Source organism: Epilithonimonas sp. JDS, assembly GCF_021261315.1.
In the GTDB taxonomy this organism is placed as follows: Bacteria; Bacteroidota; Bacteroidia; order Flavobacteriales; family Weeksellaceae; genus Epilithonimonas.
In genome coordinates this window covers 1-20,931 of the sequence record NZ_JAJSAX010000007.1, presented here as the reverse complement: position 1 = coordinate 20,931, position 20,931 = coordinate 1, and the positions used below count along the sequence as shown (strand labels likewise).

The window sequence follows — 20,931 nt, the reverse complement described above, 5'->3', positions numbered from 1 at the left end:
TAAAAAAATTCGCTTCTCATCATTTGTGTTCATTTGTGTTATTGCCCTACAATTATTAATCTAAATCTGACAATATGCTTTTTGTTGATTTGTTTGGCAAAACTAAACCTAATAACTGCTCAAAAAAAGCCTTAGACTTTCAGAATTATTAATTTCGAAAATAAAAAAGCAATAAAACACTAATTATCAGACAATTGAAATTTAGTTAAAATAATGATTACAAAACTTCTTTAGCACTGAAATCCATAAATTGCGATGGTGGAAGTCCCGTAATCTCTTTGAATTTTGTTGTAAAAGAGCTATGCGAGGCAAAACCACAGTCGGCGGCGAGAGCACTTATTTTATACTTCCTGTACTTTGGATCTTGTCTTATTTTTTTAATAATATAATCTATTCTGAGATCATTGATATAATTATTAAAATTTTTCCCGTAATGATTGTTGATAACCCTGGACAGATAATTTGTATTGGTATTAAGCCGAGAAGATAAAACAGAAAGAGACATATTCTGATCCCGGAAACTTTCTGACTCTTCGAATCGTTTCAGCTTTTTCAAAATCTCTACCTCTGTCTCAGAATTAATGGCTGCCGGCATTACGGATAAATTCTCAAGAATAGTTTCCGTCTGCGTATTGGTCTGTTGCGAAACTTTGTTCAAATAGTTCCTGTAACGTTTTTTTTGATTTCTGAGATTGTAAAAATACAGAACCGTAACCAGCGCCAGTAAACTCAGAATAAAATAAATGACTTTGTACAATAATGAAACCCGCTGGCTTTGCTCATTGATCTTCTCCTCGCTGTTCGCATAGATCTTTTTCACAGCCACCTGCACAGCATTGTTGTTGTCATCCGCCACTTTTTTGGTGCTGATGTTGGCACTGTCGGAGAACACTTTTGCCTGACTGGCATCATTCATTTCCAGATAGATGTCGGAAAGTTTTTTGAATGCATCGGCTTTCAAATACTCTGGAACAGCTTCTACCGTCAAAACTTTCTTGTAGTAAGAGATCGCTTCGGGATAATTTTTCAGAGAATAATTTTCGTCTGCAAGTCCGAGATAGAAATAATAAAGATTATTCTTTTGCGGACTGCGAAGGCTTAATGCCAAACCTTTTTTATAGTACAGATCCGCACTGTCTGTCTTTTTCTTAGAGAGATAGGCATTGCCAAGTCCAAGATAAGAATAGGTCTTTAACTTATACAGAAAAGCCTCATCCTTAATATCTTCAGAAATGCTGATATTTTTGTGATGCATTGTTATCGCTTTATCATCCTGATTTGTAAAATGATAGACATTACCGTACAACGCGTAGATATTGGTAATCGCCATCAGATTCTCCTGCGTATTTTTCAGGTCTTTGGAAAAATCCAAGCCTTTTGAAAGATAGTTTTCTGCTTCTTTATAGAGTTTCAGATTGGCGTATGCTTCTGCTACACTGCAGGAAACCTTTACTTTGCAGAGCGGATCATCAGACTTCAATGCAAAATCATAAGCTTTTCCAAAGTATTCCTGCATCTGCTTCATATCACCTTTCACCATATAGGAATATCCCAACGCACGGTTTGTATAGGCCAAATTCTTATTACTTAGATCCGTTTTTAACAGATCATTAGAAATTTTAATGGTCTTTTCCGGATCCGAAAATTTTATCTGATCCAGTGCATTTACCAGACTGTCAGTATTTTTATTGAGCTTTTGAGGGTAATGGAAAGTACCAAGCAGGCAAAAAAGGATTACAGTGAATAGTTTCAAATGTTGATTAATTAGTTTTATTTAATATGATAAAATCAAAAAATAAGTTATTTCCTCAAATATAATATTTTACAAATAATTTTTTTGTATAACTCATTTTTAATTAATATAAAATTAAAGTTCTTTCAAATTATTTCCCGGTGTGTAATCCATGAAAATCCCGCCATCCAGATTGATGGATTTGATTTTCTTCTTAACCGGAATATTCAGATTCGTTAACTTCTGGTCTTTCTCCCAAACGGCCGGCGTGAAATGTCCTTTTTCCGTCGTTCCATCTTCATAGGTCAGAACCACATCAAACGGAACCGCAAATCCACCAACATTCTCTACCGTTAAAACTAATTGTTTGTCCTGCTGAGTCACAGACGCAATCTTCAAATCAATATAATTGTTCGTGTAAAACCAATTGTTGAAAAACCAATTCAAATTTTTCCCCGAACCAGCATTCATCGAATTGAAATAGTCCCACGGAATCGGATGCTTCCCATTCCAATTGTCCATATAATGATGCAAAGCTTTCTTAAACAAATCATCACCCAAATAATCCTTCAAAGCCAAATACGACAACGCTGATTTCACATAAGCATTGTTCCCATATCCAGCGCCCGAAAGCTGAGAACTCATAGTGATAATCGGTTGGTCTTGCTCCGTAGAAGCATCATTAATCCAACGTTTTACACGGAAGTTCTTCATAAATTTGTCCGCAGATTCTTGCCCATTTTCAGAAATCCCAATCAAATATTCCAGCATCGTCGCCCAACCTTCGTCCATAAACGCATATCTGGTTTCATTGATTCCCATATAGAAAGGGAAATAAGTGTGCGCAATCTCGTGGTCCGCCGTCAATCTCGCATCTTGCAAATCGTCCGGAATGCTCGTGTCGTTTATCATCATTGGATATTCCATATCGGCGTAACCTTGCACGGCCGTCATCGCAGGGAACGGATATTCCACGCCGGGCCAATTGTCCGTAAACCATTTCAAATTATAGCGCATCCATTCTGTATATTTCTCGAAATCTTTCGCCCCAACTTTATAAGCGGATTGCACGCTCGCTCTCTTAGTTTTCAGCTGAACACTCGAAGCATCCCAAACGTAATGATTGCTCAATGCAAAACAAAAATCCACAATATCATTCGCCTTAAATTTCCAGACATTCCACTCATTCTGCTTCGTCACTTTTCCCGCTTTCATTTCAGATTCATTGGCAACGTGGATGATTTTATCTGATTTCAAAGATTCTTTGAAACGTTTTAGATATTCAGGATTCAGCACTTCTTCAGGATTCAGAAAATCGCCCGTTGACCAGACCACAAAATTCTTAGGTGCAGAAATCGCAAAAGAATAATCATTGAAGTCATTATAAAACTCCTGTCTGCCGTTGTGCGCCAACATATCCCAACCGTTGTAATCATCATAAACGGAAACTCTCGGGAAAGAATACGCCACATAAAAAGTCTCCGGGTCTATCTGCCCTTCTCTCCCACTTTCCTTTGCCAATGGATATTCCCAATCGATTTTGATTTCCGTTTTCGATTTTGAGGCAATCGCTTTCGTGAGTTTCACCGCTTCCACAGTTCCCCAATCGTCGCTGTTAATATTGTATTTTTCACCATTGATGGAGAATGATTTGATTTTCAAACCATCTGTCAAAGATTCCTTCGAAGCATATCCAGCTCTCGGAGACTGCGGTTTAGTCATATTATTCACAAACCGAATCGCCAAAATCTTCAACTCATCCGGACTATTATTGGAATATTGAATCGTCTCGGAACCCGAAACTATTTTCGTTTTCGCATCCACTTTCACATTCACATCATAAACGCCTTTGTTCTGCCAGTAATTTTTCCCCGGCTTCCCGGAAACATCGCGAGTCCCTTTCGCATAAGCATTCTTGATATTCCTCGGCATATACAGTTCCTGCGCAGAAATCGCCGTTCCCATCAGCATCAATCCCAATAATAATTTTTTCATTTCCAAAATTTAAAACTCAAAAATAAAGAATTAAAACCAATTCCCTCGCTGGGCATCATTTATCCAATATCATAGAATTTGAATTATTATTTGGGCAGCTTTATCCGCCTTCCGTTCCCGCTTTTTTGCCATTGCGAGCGACGCTGATTTTTCAATAGAAATTTTTTACAATCGCAATGACAAAAAGAGCTCCACTCAAGTCGGGCTGCGGATTCTACATAAAAACAACAGTCGTCATAAAAACCCAATTTGCGAACTCCAAACACAAAAAACACATCTCTAAATTCCCCTCCACTGGAAGGGATTCAAAAATTTGAAAAATTTTTGACGGGGTGGTTTATAATAATTACATTTACCTCAATCAATTTCTCAAAAAGAGACAACAACATTACAATGAAAAAATACAGCCTTTCATTCCTATTATTAATCTTCGGAATCAGCATCTCCGCACAAAAAAGCATCGACCAAAAAGTCACCGAACTCCTTTCCAAAATGACCCTGGAAGAAAAAGCCGGACAACTCGTCCAATACAGCGGCTTCGAATACGCCACAGGACCACAAAACTCCAATTCCAAAAAAGTCTTGGACGAAATAAAAAGTGGAAAAGTCGGCTCTATGCTCAACGTAACTGGCGCAGAAGAAACCAAAGCCTTCCAAAAATTAGCCTTAGAGTCTCGACTGAAAATCCCGTTGATATTCGGACAAGATGTGATTCACGGATTCAGAACGACTTTTCCGATTAACCTTAGTCAGGCCGCCAGCTGGGACTTGGAAATGATAGAAAAATCCGAAAGAATCGCTGCAATAGAAGCTTCGGCATTCGGTGTTCACTGGACATTCGCGCCAATGGTGGACATCGCAAGAGACCCAAGATGGGGACGCGTAATGGAAGGTTCCGGAGAAGATACTTATCTCGGAACCAAAATCGGATTGGCAAGAATCAAAGGTTTCCAAGGCAAAGGCTTAGGCAACATCGATGCGATAATGGCGTGTGCGAAACACTTTGCCGCTTACGGTGCAGCAGTTGGCGGACGAGATTACAACTCGGTTGATATGAGTCTTCGTCAACTTCACGAGACTTATCTTCCACCTTTCAAAGCAGCTTCGGAAGCTGGAGTCGCCACATTTATGAATTCCTTCAACGACATCAATGGAATTCCCGCAACCGCGAATAAATATATCCTGAGAGATTTACTAAAAGACCAATGGAAATTCCAAGGTTTTGTGGTTTCTGACTGGGGAAGCATTGGCGAAATGATAAAACACGGCTATGCAAAAGACAACGCCGAAGCCGGAGAAAAAGCCATCCTCGCAGGTTCCGATATGGATATGGAAAGCAGAATCTATATGGAACAACTTCCGAAATTGGTAAAAGAAGGAAAAGTGGATATCAAATTTGTGGACGATGCTGTGAGAAGAATCTTAATCAAGAAATTCGAATTGGGATTGTTTGACGACCCGTATAAATTCTCCAATACCGAAAGACAAAAACAACAAACCAATAATCTTGAACACAGAAAATTCGGAAGAGAATTCGGGGCAAAAAGTGTAGTTCTTTTGAAAAACGGAAAGAAAATCCTTCCACTTTCAAAATCAACCAAAACTGTTGCCTTGATTGGACCATTCGGAAAAGAAGCAGTCGCGATGCACGGATTCTGGTCGGTTCCTTTCAAAGATGATGCGCAGAGAATCGTCACTCAATTTGACGGCATCAAAAATCAATTAGACAAAAACTCAACTTTGCTTTATGCGAAAGGCTGCAATGAAAAAGACGACGACAAATCGATGTTTGCAGAGGCTATTGAAACGGCGAAAAAAGCAGACGTTGTGATAATGACTTTGGGCGAAGGACACGCAATGAGTGGTGAAGCGAAAAGCCGAAGCAACCTACATTTCTCCGGTGTTCAGGAAGAATTATTGAAAGAAATTGCCAAAACAGGAAAACCAATTATTCTGATGATAAACGCCGGAAGACCTTTGGTTTTTGATTGGGCGGTTGATAATATTTCGACCATTGTTTATAGCTGGTGGCTGGGAACGGAGGCAGGAAATTCTATCGCCGATGTCCTCTTCGGAAATGTGAATCCTGGTGGTAAACTGCCAATGACATTCCCAAGAACAGAAGGTCAAATCCCAATCTATTACAACCATTACAACACCGGAAGACCAGCGGGAAAATCCACAGACAGAAATTACGTTTCCGCTTACATCGATTTGGACAACGACCCGAAATTTCCGTTTGGATTTGGATTGAGTTACACAGATTTCAAATATTCTAACCTCAATTTGAGTTCTGAAAATCTGAAAGGCAATCAAACTTTGACCATCAATGTGAATGTTGCCAATACGGGGAAATTTGATGGTGAGGAAGTGGTTCAGCTTTACATCCGCGACCTTTTCGGGAAAGTGGTTCGCCCAATCAAAGAATTGAAAGGTTTCCAGAAAATATTTTTGAAGAAAAGCGAAAACAGAATTGTTACTTTTAAATTGACTCATGAAGATTTGAAATTCTACGATGACGCTTTGAATTACGATTGGGAAGCTGGCGAATTTGAAATAATGGTCGGGACTAATTCCAGTGAAGTGATGGTGAAGAAGATTGTTTGGAATAAGTAACTTTGTTTAATAGAAATATTTCGATGAAAGAAAAGCTTGATGAAATTTTTAATTTTTTAAAAGAAAATAGAAAGTACAATAAGGAATTACAATCTAAATTTTATTCTAGTATTGTTATTTCCCATAATACTAAAGAAGAAAAAATAATATCAATTCTATACAACATTGCTTCAACACAAAGTCAACCAAAAATTGACAATTTAGCATCTTTCTACAAGTTCATTTTTGAAGAATCAAAACATTTAAATTCATTTAAAGATTTTGTGAACCGCATAAATCCCAATAAGGAAGTTAATTTCCATAGTTTATATGAAGGAATGAATAATCAAAATGGTTGGGGAAATAAAACAGCCGCTTTATTTACTAAAACAATCTATCATTTGCATAATGATGAATATCACGAAAACTTAAAAATTTGGAATGATGTTCCAGCAAACTTATCTGAGTCTGACAAATTTTATTTACCTGTTGATGCTGTAATCATAGCTGTTTTTTCTCAGTTAGAAAATAAAAATTGGAATTTTAAACAGATTAATTCAATACTCGAAAAATATTACAAAGGAATTGAAATAGAGGTATGGGATGATTTGTGGTTTTGGGGATTTATAACACAAGAAGGTTCAGGAATGGAAAGGAACTTTAAATGGAATGAAAATAAATATTGGATGATTAAAGAAAGTAATAAGAATGCTGCTGTTATTGAAGAAATAAAATACAAAGCAAAACTATTTTTAGAAATCTTAAACAAAAACAAAAAAACTTCCCATTAAAGGAAGTTTTTTTGTTGATGATAGTATTCAAATTATTTCTTAAAACTAATCTCCGCCAAAATCGGAAAATGGTCTGATGGATAAAGAAGATTTTCCCGTCTGTCATTGATTGTTCGGTTCGACTGGACTTCAAATCCTTTTACAAAAATATAGTCGATTCTTTCTTTCGGAATCGTGTTCACATCAAAAGCCGTGAATGTTCCTTTTGGTCCATAATGCGGTTTTTTCGAATGGTAATAGACATTGTCCAAAGATTGAGAAATAATTTTAATTGGTTCTGTGTCATCCGTCAAATTGAAATCGCCTGTCAAGGTCAAAGGCAGATTTTGTGGATTCAGTTCTTTGATTTTTTCAAGGATTAGTTTGGAAGAATTGACTCTCGCCACATCGCCAACGTGGTCAAAATGGAGATTCATAGCCAAAAACTTTTTCCCACTTTTCTTTATTTTGAAAAACGCATAAGTACAAACTCTGTTGTAAGCCGCATCCCAACCTTTCGATGGTTTTTCTGGCGTTTCGCTGAGCCAGAATGTTCCTGATTTCAGAACTTCTAATTTATTCTTGTCGTAGAAAATCGCTGAATATTCGCCTTGGTTTTTGCCATCGTCTCTTCCAACGCCCACATAATCGTAATCTTTCAAATTGGTTTTGATATCAATCATCTGCTGAGGAACGGCTTCCTGCACGCCGAAATAATCCGGATGATAATAGCTCATCAGCGCCAAAGCATCGTCCTTTCTTTTGTCCCAAGCGTTTTCTTTATCACTTTCCAATGACAATCGGATATTGTAGGTCATCACTTTCAAATCCTGAGAAAAGAAGAGATTGGAAGCGAACAACAAACCAAGAAAAAGTTTTTTCATTTTTAAAATATTAAGTTTCGGCTAAAGCCTCCAATGAATTTAATTTCTAAAATGGGCTAAAGCCCAATCCTATTGATAAAACCATAATTAGTCTATTATCTATCGTCTATATTCTATCAATCTAAGACTTCTTATAATCTTCAAAATTCTGGATTCCGTTCAAAAAATCTTTGACTGGCAATCTTTTCTTACCTTGGATTTGAACATCTTCTGGATAATAGATTCCGTCTTTTGTATAAAATTTGAACTCCGTTTTGGAAATATCAAAATTGCCAGCTTCACGGGAATGGGATTCAATTACGAATTTTCCTTTGAAGATTTTCAAAGATTTTTCTTCGTCTCCAACTTTCAGAATCGTGAAAGCCGTTGGATAAGGCGACATTCCTCTCACAAAATTATGAACGGTTTCAGCACTTCGATTCCAATCGATTTTTAGATTTTCTTTGAATATTTTATAGGCAGTTTTTGGATTTTCTTTTTCAGGTTGAGGTTTTTCTTCGATTGAATTATCCGCCAAACCATCCAAAGTTTTGATGATTAATTCCGAGCCGATGTTCATCAACTTATCGTGCAAAGTTCCAGCATTGTCTTCTGGTAAAACGTCGGTCTCAGCTTGAAGAAGAATGCTTCCTTCGTCAATTTTTTCATTGATGAAAAATGTCGTCACGCCAGTTTTGGTTTCGCCATTGATAACCGCGTAATTGATTGGTGCGGCGCCGCGATAATCCGGCAACAATGAAGCGTGGAGATTGAAAGTTCCCAACCTCGGAATCGAAAACAAGACCTGAGGCATCATCCTGAAAGCTACCACGACAAAAACATCGGCATTCAGCTTTTGAATGGCCTCTAAAAATTCTGGGTTTCTCAGTTTTTCGGGTTGAAAAAGATGGAGCCCATTTTCTTCTGCAAAAACTTTGACTGGTGAAGGCGTGAGTTTCATTCCTCGTCCGCTTGCTTTGTCGGCAGCAGTTACAACGCCAACTACTTTATGATGAGATTTGAAGATGGCTTCCAGAGAAGCTTTGGCAAAATCGGGAGTTCCGAAAAAAACGACATTGAGGGATTTCGTCATTGATTTATAATTGATAAATGATAGTTGATAATTGATTTTTTAATTCGAATCACTCGCAGCCCGACTTGAACGGAAATCCTTTTTTGCGTAATCTTAAGTTCTATTTAGATGGAAATCGTCTGCAAAAAAGATTGGGAGTGGAAGGCGGATAAAGCTGCCCAAATCTAACAAAGTGGTTCGACTTATTCAAATAATTTTATTGGTTTAACATATAGGTTTTGTAATTCAGCATTTTGACTTTGCCGATGTCCAAAAGAAAGATTAACGTGTCGGAAATGGATTCTTTGGAGTGAAAATTGAGATTGGCAGCCACCTCTTCCAAAGCCATCGGTCGCTTGGCAAGTTGTTCAAAAATCTCTGTTGACAAAGTTCTCTTCGTATTTGTTTTCTTTCTGCAGACAGAACATTTGCCACAATTATCGGCATCGCGTTCTCCGAAATAACTGAGAATCAATTTCACTTTGCAGAAGTCTGTGTCTTTGATGAAGAATTTATTTTCCTCCCATTTCTTTAATTTATTTTTCTGAATCTGATTGAAAAGCGACCAATATTCGCCCGAAAGATGTCGGTCGTTCCGAGGTTTCAGAAACTTGATAGAATGTTGACTGCCGTCGAGATATTCCAAATGTCCGGCTTTCTGCATTTGCTTCAGTCTTTCTTTGAAACTCAAGATATCAAATCCATTCTTTTTGCAAAATGCCAAATCGCTGAAATGGACTTTTTGAATGGCCAAACCTGGAAGATTTCTGAACAATAACTCCATAAAATATGCATCTGACGGCGCCAATTGTTCTAAATCCTCGGAGTTAATAAAACTTTGAAGCGTGGACGATGAGATTGAATTTTTATAATAAATCAATTCCTGATTGTTCAGAAACGTCAGAATATTTTTGATTTTTGCATTGGAGCATTTGCTTAGATTTTTGATTCTGTTGATGTCCAACTGGAAAGTCCGTTCCGGCAAATCCGAATCTGCAATCTGAAAAATGGAATACAGATACATCAGAATTTTCTCGTACTCGGTTTTGTTGGGGATTTGGTTTTTGAAAATATCATCGATGTTCTTCAATTCCTGCTCATTCCAAAGTAAGAGAACAATTGCTTCTTGACCATTTCGTCCGGCTCTTCCTATTTCCTGATAGTAATTTTCCAAAGTTGAGGACGGCGAAAAGTGAATCACGAATCGGACATTATCTTTATCTATTCCCATTCCGAAAGCGTTGGTTGAAACCAAAACGTGGAACTGGCTGGTAATCCATTTTTTCTGTAGATTCTCTCTGTCACGAGCAGTCATCCCGGCGTGGAAAAAATCCACATTTTGGAATCTGTTATTTTTGAGATAATGCGTGAGTTCTTCCGCTTCTTTTCTTGTTCTGGTATAAATAATTCCGGAAGATGGATTTTGTCTGAGGAATTCTAAAATTCTATTGTACTTATCGGCCGTATTTCCAACGATAATGTTGAGATTTTCTCTTCTGAAACTTTGTTTAAAAACCTGAGGTTGGTGAAGTCCCAACTTGATTGAAATCTCGTCAACAACTTGGTTTGTCGCAGTAGCCGTCAATGCCAAGCAAGGTACATTCTTAAAATTCTGACGGAACTTTTTGATATTCTGATAACTCGGGCGGAAATCCTGTCCCCATTCGGAAATACAATGCGCCTCATCCACCGCGATAAACGAGATATGAATTTCCTGGATATTCCTTAAAAATAATTGATTTTGCAATCTCTCTGGTGAGACGAAAAGAACTTTGGTCAAACCTTCCTTACATCGATTATAAACGGTTTCTTCTTCGAATTCATCTAAGTCGGAACTTAGCAATTCGGCTTCGATTCCTAAGGCTTTTAATGATTGCAGTTGGTCTCTCATCAAAGCTAACAAAGGCGAAATCACAAGACAAGTTCCTTCGAGAATTATCGCTGGCAATTGGTAACAAAGCGATTTGCCACCGCCTGTTGGCAACAAAGCCAAAGTATCTTTACCATTGATGATGGATAGGATTATTTGTTCCTGAGAAGACCGAAACTCATCGTACCCCCAAAATTGTTTGAGCGTTTGATGAATTAAAATATTTTGTGATTCTTTAGAAGAAAGCATTTGTAAATTTAATCAATTCTTTAAAATAAAAAAACCGTCTCGTAATAAAACGAAACGGTTTTTGTTTATTTAAAAATATATTTTATTTAGCTTCAAAATATACTCTTCTGTTAGCTCTGTTTTTCCATTCTGGACATTTCTCAGCTGGTTCACATTCTGGGTAAAGAAGATTTGTTTCTCCTTTTCCAAGTGCTTCCAATTTAGCTTTATCTGCTCCGTTTTGGATCAAATAACTTTTCACATTATTCGCTCTTCTTTCAGAAAGACCTTGGTTATATTGTTCAGTTCCTCTTGTATCAGTTCCTCCGATTACTTTGAAATTGTTGTTAGAAGAATTGATATAATTAATTGCATTGTTCAAAATTGGTGTATTTGAAGGCAAAATTCTATCAGAATTAAGATCAAACTCGATTCCTTTCATAATTGTGGAATCATCTGTTACAACACCAGTCGAAGAATTGTTCATTGTCAAAGGACAACCATTGTTTTCTACCGGTCCTGGAACTGTTACACATTTGTCATAAAGATCGATCACGCCGTCCAAATCAACATCCAAAGCTACACCAGCACCATCAACTCTGGCTCCTGCCGGCGTATCAAGCTGTCTGTCCCAATCGTCGCAAACGCCGTCATTATCAACATCTCCTTTTTTACAAACTTCAAGATCCTGAGTTTTGTCATTAAGAACATCCAATTTGTAATAGATTTCCTGCAATGGATCGTGCCACATCAAGTGAGACTCGTGCTTACCAAGTTTGAAAGTAAGACCTAAAGTTGTATTGAAGAAGTTGTCTGAGATTTGATCTTCAGTCAGGTTATAACCTGTCTGTCCAACGCCTGCACCGTCGAATTCATCATCGCCAGTTACAACGTACATTACTCTACCCTCTAAATCAATTCTATTGTTAACCTTAAATTTAAGACCTGCTCCAGCCTGTCCGAAAAGAGAGTTCAATTTAAATGGTTTGATCTCATTGTTAAGAACCTGGCTGTTGTAAACCGGACCTGGATCTTGTCTGTAAGATTTGTAAGCTAATGTTCCGATACCAGCGTATCCGTGTAGAGCCCATCTGAAAGGAGATTTGTTGTCTACTCTTCTAAGAAGATTAGAGAAATTAAGATCCCCTAAAATTGAAATCGCATTATATTGTGTTCTACCAGCAGGATGATTTCCCGTGATCACCACATGATCTTTAGTATTTGCCTGCCCTTGTCTTGTTTCGCCTCTATCGTACTGTAGATTAAGTCCGAAAGCGTGCGTGATTGCCTTATCAACACTAATATAAGCAGAATAACCAAAAAGGTTTTTTCCGTTACCATTTTTAATGGATGTCATATCAGCAGACTGAATCAAAGGTACACCTGCACCAATGGATACAGACCAGTCATTAAATCTTTTTGAAGATTGTGTAAATGGGGAAACATTTTGAGACCCGGAGTTGGCATCCGTAGATTTCTCCTGTCCTGCTAAGCTCATAGGTAGCAATAAACCTACTGCTAATAATGATAATAAATTTTGTTTCATATTTGAATGTTTTTTTTATTAATTATTTTGCGATGAAATATACTCTTCTGTTCGCTTCATTCTTCCACTCCGGGCATTTTGTTGCCGGATCGCATTCTGTATATTTCAAATCATCTTTTCCTCTGCCTTCTGCAGTTAGAACGGATGAAGATACACCTTTATTTACTAAGTAAGCAAGAACTGCATTAGCTCTGGCTTGCGATAATTTTTTATTAAATTCTGCAGAACCTCTGCTGTCTGTAGCACCAACTACAATAAAACTTTCACCTCCGCCTAAGCTTTTGATAATATCAGCAGCTTTGTTCAGATCCTGGTAAGATTTTGGTCTGATGACATCTTTGCTCAATTCAAATTCTATTCCATTGAAATACTTATTGATTTCGTCAACAGCAATTTGCTTTGTTGGAAGTGGGCTAGCTGCTTTTTCCGTCGGACAGCCATTATTTGCAATAGGTCCGGGAACAGTTACACATTTGTCATTAAGATCAATTACACCATCCATATCTAGATCCAGTGCAACACCAGCTCCATCTACTCTCGCACCAGCCGGTGTATCAAGTTGTCTGTCCCAATCGTCACAAACGCCATCATTATCAAGATCTCCTTTTTCACAAACTTTGAAGTCTGCAAATTTCTCTTCTAATGCGGCAGTATTATTATAAGCTTTCTGCAACGGATCTACCCAACGAAGATGATCCGGATGTTTTCCTAATTTGAAAGAAATACCAAGATTTACCAACCAGGCATTATCAGTGTATGAATCATTGATTAAGTTATATCCTGGAGCTGCATTTCTCGTCCAGCCACCGCCATCAAATTCTTCATCACCACTTACAATGTACAAGGTTCGCAATTCTAAATCGAGTAATCTGGAAACATTATATTTCAAACCAACACCTCCAATGTAACTGAAAGTACCGATTCCAATTTTTTGATCGATATAGAGTGGCCATTTGCTTAGGGTATTGTTATCCTGTAAGAAAGTTTTGTAACCCATAAAGCCAATTCCTGCGTAACCGTGCAATGCCCATCTGAAAGTAGATTTGTTATCCACCCTTCTCATAATATTAGAGAAATTAACATCTCCTAGCAATGCAATCTGATTAAACTTCGTATAGCCGTGAGCTACCCCAGCCGCATCGTTCAAATAAGCTTTCTGTTTGGTTTCTCCTCTTGTATACAAAAGAGAGAGCCCAAAAGTATGGGTGATCTGTTTATCTATACTGATATAGCCATTGTAACCCCAATTGATATCTCCGTCATAGAAAGACGTAAGATCCGCATTGGTCATAAAAGCACCACCTCCGCCAATGGAAATTGACCAATCTTTAAAAAGTCGGCTTTTGTTGTTGAATGGTTGTGTTTGAGGAGTTTCGCTGCTTGTAGTGGTCTCAGTGGTTTGTGCAAAACCAAGAACCGGCAGCATTAGTAGTAAAAATAATTTTTTCTTCATAATCATTTGTGTTAAACCAATTTATCTTATTTCATTTATGATTTCTCTGGCAAAATCCCGTTCATAAAGATTTTTTTGATGAGGAATAATAAGCTTATTGGAGATAAACTTTATATTATTATATAATATGATATCTATGTCTATAATCCTGTCCTGATAACTTCCAAAATCCGAAGAATCCCTGGTGCGACCCATTTCTCTTTCAATTTTCTTCAGTTGGCCTAACAGTGCTATAGGCGAAAATTGTGTTTTTAATTGAATTGCAATATTACAAAAATTATTGTAACTTTCAAACTCTACGGGTTCAGAAGTAATTAATTCAGAATTTTTTAATATTGGGCCTACTTCATTCTCTATTTTCTTCAAAGCAATTTGGATATTATTTTCCGGATTATTTATATTGCTTCCAAGTAACAAAACCACACTATTGTACGACATATCAAACAAATTAATTTTATAATGAAAAGTTTTTTCAAACTAGTTCTCGCAAATTTAACTGCAATTTTTATTGTGATTGCAGGGTTTTTTGCATTTTTTATCGGGTTTATTATTTTATCGTCTATATCAGAAACTTCGGATGTCAAATCCAATTCTGTTCTCACTTTAGATCTTAAAACAAAAATAATAGACAGCCCTTCCGAAGATCAGGAAGATTTTTTCTCTATTAATAAAGAACAAAAAGCAGTTTTATTGTATGATGTTTTAAAAGCTATTAATAATGCTAAAACTGATGATAAAATCAAAGGAATAAGTATTGAGGCAGATAATATCAATGCTGGCATTACGCAACTTGATGATATCAGAAATGCTTTGATTGATTTCAAAAAGAGCGGCAAATTCGTTTACGCTTACGGTAATTCCGTTTCTCAAGGTGCTTACTATCTTGGGTCTGTAGCGGATAAATATTATCTGAATCCAGCCGGCGGCATAGAACTGAAAGGTCTGTCTGCCGAAGTTACTTTCTTCAAAAGCTTTGCTGAAAAATATGGAATAGGCATTCAGGTGATCCGTCACGGAAAATTCAAAGCGGCGGTTGAGCCATTCCTGAAAGATGAGATCTCTCCTGAAAACAAAGAGCAGCTTTCAACGCTCCTCAATGATATCTGGGCAAATACTTCCAGTAAGATTGCTGCATCCAGAAAAATCCCTACCGGAGAACTGAAAACCATTACAGACAGCCTATACAGCTACCTTCCAAACTTGAGTTTACAATATAAATTGGCGGATCAGCTGATTCAGAAAAGTGAGTACGATAATATCATCAAGAAAAAACTGAACATCGACGCTGACAAAAAGATCAACAAAATCTCTTTTGCAAAATATGCAAACGACATCGATTCTAAGGATGGTAAAAGTAAAATCGCGGTTCTGTACGCTTCCGGATCCATCAACAATGGAAAAGGTTACGACGGTATTTATTCTGAAAACTTTGTGAAGGAAATCAAAAAGCTTCAGAAAGATGATGATATCAAAGCAGTTGTGTTCCGAATCAATTCGCCTGGTGGGAGTGCTAATGCATCGGACGAAATTCTTTTCGAAATGCAGCAGCTGAAACGCAAAAAACCGGTGATCGTTTCTTTCGGAGATTATGCCGCATCGGGAGGTTACTATATCGCAATGGGCGCTGATAAGATTTTCTCCGAACCGAATACTCTCACCGGATCGATCGGGGTGTTTGGCGTAATTCCTTACTTCAAAGAGTTGGCTGCAAAGAACGGCATACGAAGCGATGCGGTGACGACGAATGCCAATTCTAATATGATCTCCGCCATCAATGGTCTTAGTCCAGGCACATTGACAATTATGACTAGAAGTGTAGAATCTACCTATCAGCGTTTTGTACACTTCGTAACAGTAAACAGAAAACAGTCTTTTGAACAAATCGATGCTGTAGGCGGCGGGCGAATCTGGTCCGGCGTGAGAGCAAAACAAATCGGACTGGTAGACGAGCTGGGAACTTTGCAGGACGCCATCAATTACGCTGCAAAAAAAGCTGAGGTGAAAGACTACGGTGTATCAACTTACCCTGCAAAAATGTCAAAATTTGAGCAAATCTTCTCTTCTGAAACCGATGAGGATTTCTCTACTAGAGTCATTAAAAATAAAATTGGCAAAGAGAATTTCAAGATTTTCCAACAGGTAACAGATCCTAATGCTAAAGCCTCTGTAATGATGGAAATGCCATTCAATATCAAAGTGAATTAGTAAAAATCTAAACAGTATAATTTTTAAAAAGCACAAAGCAGGCAATCTGTTTTGTGCTTTTTGTTTTATAAACCTTGATAATAGAAATGGAGATTTAATAACATCAATAATTGACTTTTAATTATTTTTGATAGCCATATAGAAAACTCTGCTACGGATCAACTTGAACGAATCCCGATGCAAAATCGGGAGGGAGTGGAAAGCAGAATAGCTGCCCAAATTATACTCATTGAATCGATTGCATAAAAAAAGCCCGCAGACAGCGGACTCTAAATTTTAAAACTTATAAGCGATGCTCCAGCTGAAACCCATATTAAAGCTTCCGGAACTCTTCCCAAAACCGGGGACAATCATCGGTTTAATCTCTTCCTGCTTGGTAGTGTAGGCCAAATATCGTGGCTGAGCATTGACATCAATAAAAAAGTTGCTGCTGAAAACCTGGACTCTTGCTCCCAACGAAGCCTCAATCCAGTAACTGCTCTGCGTGGAAGGATCGAATGCGATGAAAACGCCGTCACTGTTGAGACCTTTCACCGGCACTGCTTTGTACTCCTGATTGTAGAAACTTCCCGCGAGTTTTGCCCCGGCGTAGAAACCATTGAGATCATTCTCAGGATCCATAGACAGCATATAGAATCCGCCAATCTTGGCAAACAGGCCATCTGCTTTCACATCGTAACCATTTTTCTGATAGATATTGTTATCGTAACCGAGATCTATAACAGCGTGCACCTTCTTGCTTATTCTGCTGGAAACAAATCCCTGAATCATCTGTCTGTCACTGAAAAAACTGCTTCCCAGATTAAGAACATCCACGCCAACGGTAAAATTGGGCGTGTACTTCCATTTGACAGAATCCTGCTTCTTCTCTTCCACTTTTGTTTGGGAGAAAAGCGAAATCGATAGGAGGCTAAAAGCGCAGATAAAAATTGATGCTGTTCTCATCTGTCAATGTTGTGTTATTGGTTTGAATATCTTGTACGGGAGTAGTTCCTGTGAGTTCAGGTTCCAGGTTTTCATAATTGATTTTGAAACCGCAAGCCGGCGAAACATAAATTGATTTTTTATCATAAGTAACTCGCAACTTGCTGCCTGTCTGCCCTCTTCTGGTTCTGAAATAAATATCTGTATAAGGACTTTCATCGATTCTCAAAGGCACAAACACAGAATCCACGTTTGCAGAATAAATTATGCTCGTAAGCGGTGTCTTCCCATAATCTACATCTACATAGAGTGTGTCTACGGTTGTCAACAAATTGTTACTAGCATTTCTGAATTTGAGTTTTAATCTAGGCGTAGATTCTTCGCCCAGACAGATATCATCATCACTTCCACAACTTGTGAGAAGCAGCAACACTCCGAAAATCCATAATAAGTTTTTCATTTTTTAGATATTAGGCTTTAGATATTAAACTAAATTAAACCTTATTTTCTTATCAATAAAGCAATGTTCTCTACGTGATGCGTTTGCGGGAACATATCAACCGGAAGGATCTTTACCAATTCGTAATCTTCTTTCATCAAAGCGATATCTCTTGCCTGTGTTGCAGAATTACAGCTTACATAAACAATCCTTTCCGGCGCCAGTTTCAGAATCTGCTCCACAACTTTCTGGTGCATCCCGTCTCTTGGCGGATCCGTGATCAAGACATCTGCTTTCGGATGGTTGGCCAGAAACTCATCATTGAAGACGTTTTTCATATCGCCACAGTAGAAAGTAGTGTTTGTAAGTCCGTTCAGTTCCGCATGTTCTATGGCTGCGTCGATAGCTTCCTGAACGGATTCAATTCCGATAACCTGTTTTGCATTTCTTGCAACATATTGTGCGATTGTACCAGTTCCGGTGTATAAATCATAAACCACTTCATCACCTTTAAGATCGGCGAACTCCAATGTTTTTCTGTATAGTTCTAAGGCTTGCTTGTAATTGGTCTGGAAGAAAGATTTAGGACCAATCTTAAATTTGAGACCGTCCATTTCTTCATAAATAAAACCTTCTCCAAAGTAAGTCTGGATATCAAGATCGTAAATACTGTCATTTCCTTTTGAATTGATCGCAAATACCAAAGTCTTAATCTGAGGGAATTGGCTTAACAGAAAATCAAATAACTTATTTCTATCCGCTTTATTTTCTCTGTACAATTGGAAAAGTACCATCCATTCATCTTTGGAATTCTGACGAAGCATCAAAGTTCTTAAGAAACCTTTTTGTTCTTTGACATCGTAAAACTCCAGTCCATTTTCGACAGCATATTTCTTTACTGCCAATCTGATTGCGTTAGACGGATCTTCCTGAAGCCAACATTCTTTCAGATCCAGAATTTTGCTCCACATCCCTGGAATGTGAAATCCTAAAGCATCTCTATTACCAAAGTTTTCCTCTGAACTGATTTCATACTGTGTCAGCCAACGGGCGTTGGAAAATGAGAACTCCATTTTGTTCCGATAGAAGTACTGGTCTGGCGCACCTAGAATTGGAATCTCTTCGAATTCCGGGAAACCGCCAATTCTTCTGATATTGTTTACCACTTCACTGTGTTTGAAATCGAGTTGCTTTTCATAAGCGATATTCTGCCATTTGCAGCCGCCACAAACTCCGAAGTGGATACATTTTGGCTCAACTCTATGCTCAGAATATTCCAGGATTTCAACCGCTTCACCTTCGAAATAGTTGCTTTTTGATTTCTTGACTCTTACGTTGACAAGGTCTCCGGGAACGGCACCTTTTACAAGGACCGTTTTACCATCTTCTGTCTTACCAACAGAAACTCCTTTCGCACCTGCGGAAAGGAGTTTAATATTTTCAAGAATTTTGTTTCTTCTTTGTTTCATTTATTATTTTGTTTTTGCAGAATCTGCATTTGGATTCTGTTGCAACAATTCGTTTTGCAGTTGAGCTTGTGGATTTACAGTAGGTGCCTGAAGACCTGAAATTTTATTCATTTCTTCTACAAACTTAGCATCACCTAAATTATAAAAAGTCTGGCTTGCTACCTTTCCATCTTTGTCAAGTAAAAAGAAACCAGGAATTTTGAATCCGTAGATAAAGAATTTCTTTGCGTAGTCGGACTGCAATCCGCCATCTGCATAATAACTAGTTCCAGGAATTCCTTTTAACAATGCGTTAGCTGTCTTTGTGAATTGATCTTTAGTATCGTCAAGATTTACGAATGCAAAGTTTACTTTAGACTTGTAAAAGTTCACAACCTCTTTCAAGACAGGAATTGTAGATTGTCCGATGTAAGGATTCCACGAAGCATAACTCATAACCAAAGTTGGTTTGCTGTTCAATTCCAGATTTCCAGATTTACCGTCTAATTTTGTTAAGCTTACTTTAGGCGCTTCTTCACCTTTTTTCAATCCGAACACAGCATTGATAGCAGAGTTCAGATCTTTCTTCACTTCAGAATCCTTGATATATTCGTCGCTGATTTTTTTAACTTTTTCCACTTCGCTAGTATAAGGATTAAGATCAAATTTAGCAATTACAAAAGCCAACAAATAATCTTTGGTTTTCTGAGACAGATCTTTGTGAGTAGATAAGAATCTTGCGAAGATCGCCGACATACTGGCTGTATTTTTATCAGTTTGTTTTTCCGCATAAGTCTGGAAATCCTGGCCTACTTTGTTTAACAAATAATTTCTGTAGACTGGAAGATTTTCAACCATTCTGTCATTATTCTCAGTCAACGTTTTCTCATAATCTGTGAAATTCTTTGTCACCTTGAAAGATGGATCGCCGCTCACCTGGCCGTGTGTCGATTGATACTGAACTAAGAATGTCAGAATATTAGTTGTCAGCTCATCTTTTTTAAGTTTAACCACTTCGCTGTCTGCACCTAATTTATCAGCATTCTCTTCAAGATTTTTTTCAAGATCAGAATGGATTTTTTTAATATCAGCTAAAAACTCAGGCTCTTTTTTCTGAAGCATTTGCATGTTCAACTTAGAACTGTAAGTTTCCAAATATTTTTGAGTGGCTGTGATGAAGTCATTATTCTTTTTGGCATCGCCTTCGATTTTGTAAACCTCAGGAAAAGTAGCAGCATCTCCGGAAATGTTTAGTGTCTGACCTTTTTTTAGATAAATGAAATTCATTTTACCAGCGTAAGTCATCGCATACATTCCATTTTTCGGTGCTTTGAATTCGCCTTTGAAATTACCTTTTTCATCAAGACCAATGTTCACAAGCGGAAGTGTGGCTACACCAGATGCTTCAATAAATTCTATTCTTTCCAGAGGAGAACCTCCTTTTACATTTCCTTCAACTTTAATCTTGGAGCAAGAAACTACCATTAGAGCAATTAAAAGAAGAACTAAGTATTTTTTCATTTTAAAAATTAATTTGTGCAAAAATAATCTAATTAAGATTCGAAAAAAAATGAAATCAACATTTTTATTATAAGATTAACAGATTTTAAGTATCCTTAATGGCATTTTGAGAAATCAGTTGATGTTATCGTAAACAATAAATCTAAGATTATAGATTAAATGATATTCCAATCTAATTATTAAATAATTTTATATCAATTAATATCACAAGTTCATATTAGTTTTGAATATACACAAAAAAACTCCTTCACTCAATAAAGAATGAAGGAG

At 37.5% G+C, this 20,931-nt stretch carries 15 protein-coding genes; 3 read left to right on the top strand and 12 right to left on the bottom strand.

The features are described from left to right. Positions 1 to 217: 217 nt before the first annotated feature. Positions 218 to 1,753: a helix-turn-helix domain-containing protein gene (locus tag LUD75_RS16205; RefSeq protein WP_232706866.1), complete on the bottom strand. Its 1,536-nt coding sequence runs from the start codon at positions 1,751 to 1,753 to the stop codon at positions 218 to 220. Between the two features lie 114 nt (positions 1,754 to 1,867). Beyond that, positions 1,868 to 3,727: a M1 family metallopeptidase gene (locus tag LUD75_RS16200; protein WP_232706865.1), complete on the bottom strand. Its 1,860-nt coding sequence runs from the start codon at positions 3,725 to 3,727 to the stop codon at positions 1,868 to 1,870. 393 nt (positions 3,728 to 4,120) lie between these two features. Between LUD75_RS16200 and bglX the strand changes: the two genes are divergently transcribed. Together bglX and LUD75_RS16190 are read left to right on the top strand one after the other, a co-directional pair. Continuing rightward, positions 4,121 to 6,343, top strand: a complete 2,223-nt coding sequence (gene bglX / locus LUD75_RS16195; RefSeq protein ID WP_232706864.1) for a beta-glucosidase BglX — start codon at positions 4,121 to 4,123, stop codon at positions 6,341 to 6,343. A 23-nt stretch (positions 6,344 to 6,366) separates the two neighbouring features. Then, entirely contained in the window at positions 6,367 to 7,113 is a 747-nt protein-coding gene (locus tag LUD75_RS16190) for a hypothetical protein (protein WP_232706863.1), read from the top strand. A gap of 32 nt (positions 7,114 to 7,145) precedes the next feature. Here LUD75_RS16190 and LUD75_RS16185 read toward each other — a convergent pair whose 3' ends face one another. The 6 genes from LUD75_RS16185 to folK all read right to left on the bottom strand — a co-directional run bounded on the left by LUD75_RS16185 (position 7,146) and on the right by folK (position 14,562). Further along, positions 7,146 to 7,976, bottom strand: coding sequence for an endonuclease/exonuclease/phosphatase family protein (locus tag LUD75_RS16185; RefSeq protein WP_232706862.1), 831 nt, complete (start codon positions 7,974 to 7,976; stop codon positions 7,146 to 7,148). Positions 7,977 to 8,097: 121 nt separating this feature from the next. Beyond that, the gene (gene fmt, locus LUD75_RS16180) at positions 8,098 to 9,048 is read right to left on the bottom strand and encodes a methionyl-tRNA formyltransferase (RefSeq protein ID WP_232706861.1); all 951 of its coding nucleotides are present in this window, start codon (positions 9,046 to 9,048) and stop codon (positions 8,098 to 8,100) included. A 196-nt stretch (positions 9,049 to 9,244) separates the two neighbouring features. After that, positions 9,245 to 11,146 carry an ATP-dependent DNA helicase RecQ gene (locus LUD75_RS16175; RefSeq protein ID WP_232706860.1) on the bottom strand — a complete coding sequence of 634 codons (1,902 nt, stop codon included), beginning with the start codon at positions 11,144 to 11,146 and terminating at the stop codon, positions 9,245 to 9,247. 82 nt (positions 11,147 to 11,228) lie between these two features. Further along, positions 11,229 to 12,671 carry an OmpA family protein gene (locus LUD75_RS16170; RefSeq protein WP_232706859.1) on the bottom strand — a complete coding sequence of 481 codons (1,443 nt, stop codon included), beginning with the start codon at positions 12,669 to 12,671 and terminating at the stop codon, positions 11,229 to 11,231. Between the two features lie 22 nt (positions 12,672 to 12,693). Further along, a complete protein-coding gene (locus tag LUD75_RS16165; protein ID WP_232706858.1) occupies positions 12,694 to 14,124 on the bottom strand; it encodes an OmpA family protein in 1,431 nt (476 codons plus the stop codon). 21 nt (positions 14,125 to 14,145) lie between these two features. Further along, the gene (gene folK / locus LUD75_RS16160; protein WP_232706857.1) at positions 14,146 to 14,562 is read right to left on the bottom strand and encodes a 2-amino-4-hydroxy-6-hydroxymethyldihydropteridine diphosphokinase; all 417 of its coding nucleotides are present in this window, start codon (positions 14,560 to 14,562) and stop codon (positions 14,146 to 14,148) included. A gap of 21 nt (positions 14,563 to 14,583) precedes the next feature. On the opposite strand from folK, the gene sppA reads away from it, so the two are divergent. Continuing rightward, positions 14,584 to 16,329, top strand: coding sequence for a signal peptide peptidase SppA (gene sppA / locus LUD75_RS16155; protein ID WP_232706856.1), 1,746 nt, complete (start codon positions 14,584 to 14,586; stop codon positions 16,327 to 16,329). A 276-nt stretch (positions 16,330 to 16,605) separates the two neighbouring features. On the opposite strand, the gene LUD75_RS16150 is transcribed toward sppA, so the two are convergent. The 4 genes from LUD75_RS16150 to LUD75_RS16135 are packed head-to-tail and all read right to left on the bottom strand — an operon-like array spanning position 16,606 to position 20,661. Beyond that, the gene (locus LUD75_RS16150) at positions 16,606 to 17,274 is read right to left on the bottom strand and encodes a DUF6048 family protein (protein ID WP_232706855.1); all 669 of its coding nucleotides are present in this window, start codon (positions 17,272 to 17,274) and stop codon (positions 16,606 to 16,608) included. Beyond that, on the bottom strand, positions 17,240 to 17,713 hold the full coding sequence (locus LUD75_RS16145; RefSeq protein ID WP_232706854.1) for a DUF6452 family protein: 474 nt from the start codon (positions 17,711 to 17,713) through the stop codon (positions 17,240 to 17,242). Before LUD75_RS16145 ends, LUD75_RS16150 begins: the two co-directional genes overlap by 35 nt. Positions 17,714 to 17,754: 41 nt before the next feature. Beyond that, positions 17,755 to 19,161: a 23S rRNA (uracil(1939)-C(5))-methyltransferase RlmD gene (gene rlmD / locus LUD75_RS16140; protein WP_232706853.1), complete on the bottom strand. Its 1,407-nt coding sequence runs from the start codon at positions 19,159 to 19,161 to the stop codon at positions 17,755 to 17,757. A gap of 3 nt (positions 19,162 to 19,164) precedes the next feature. Then, positions 19,165 to 20,661 (bottom strand): thioredoxin family protein, encoded by a 1,497-nt coding sequence (locus tag LUD75_RS16135; protein ID WP_232706852.1) that lies wholly within the window; start codon positions 20,659 to 20,661, stop codon positions 19,165 to 19,167. Positions 20,662 to 20,931: the final 270 nt, after the last annotated feature.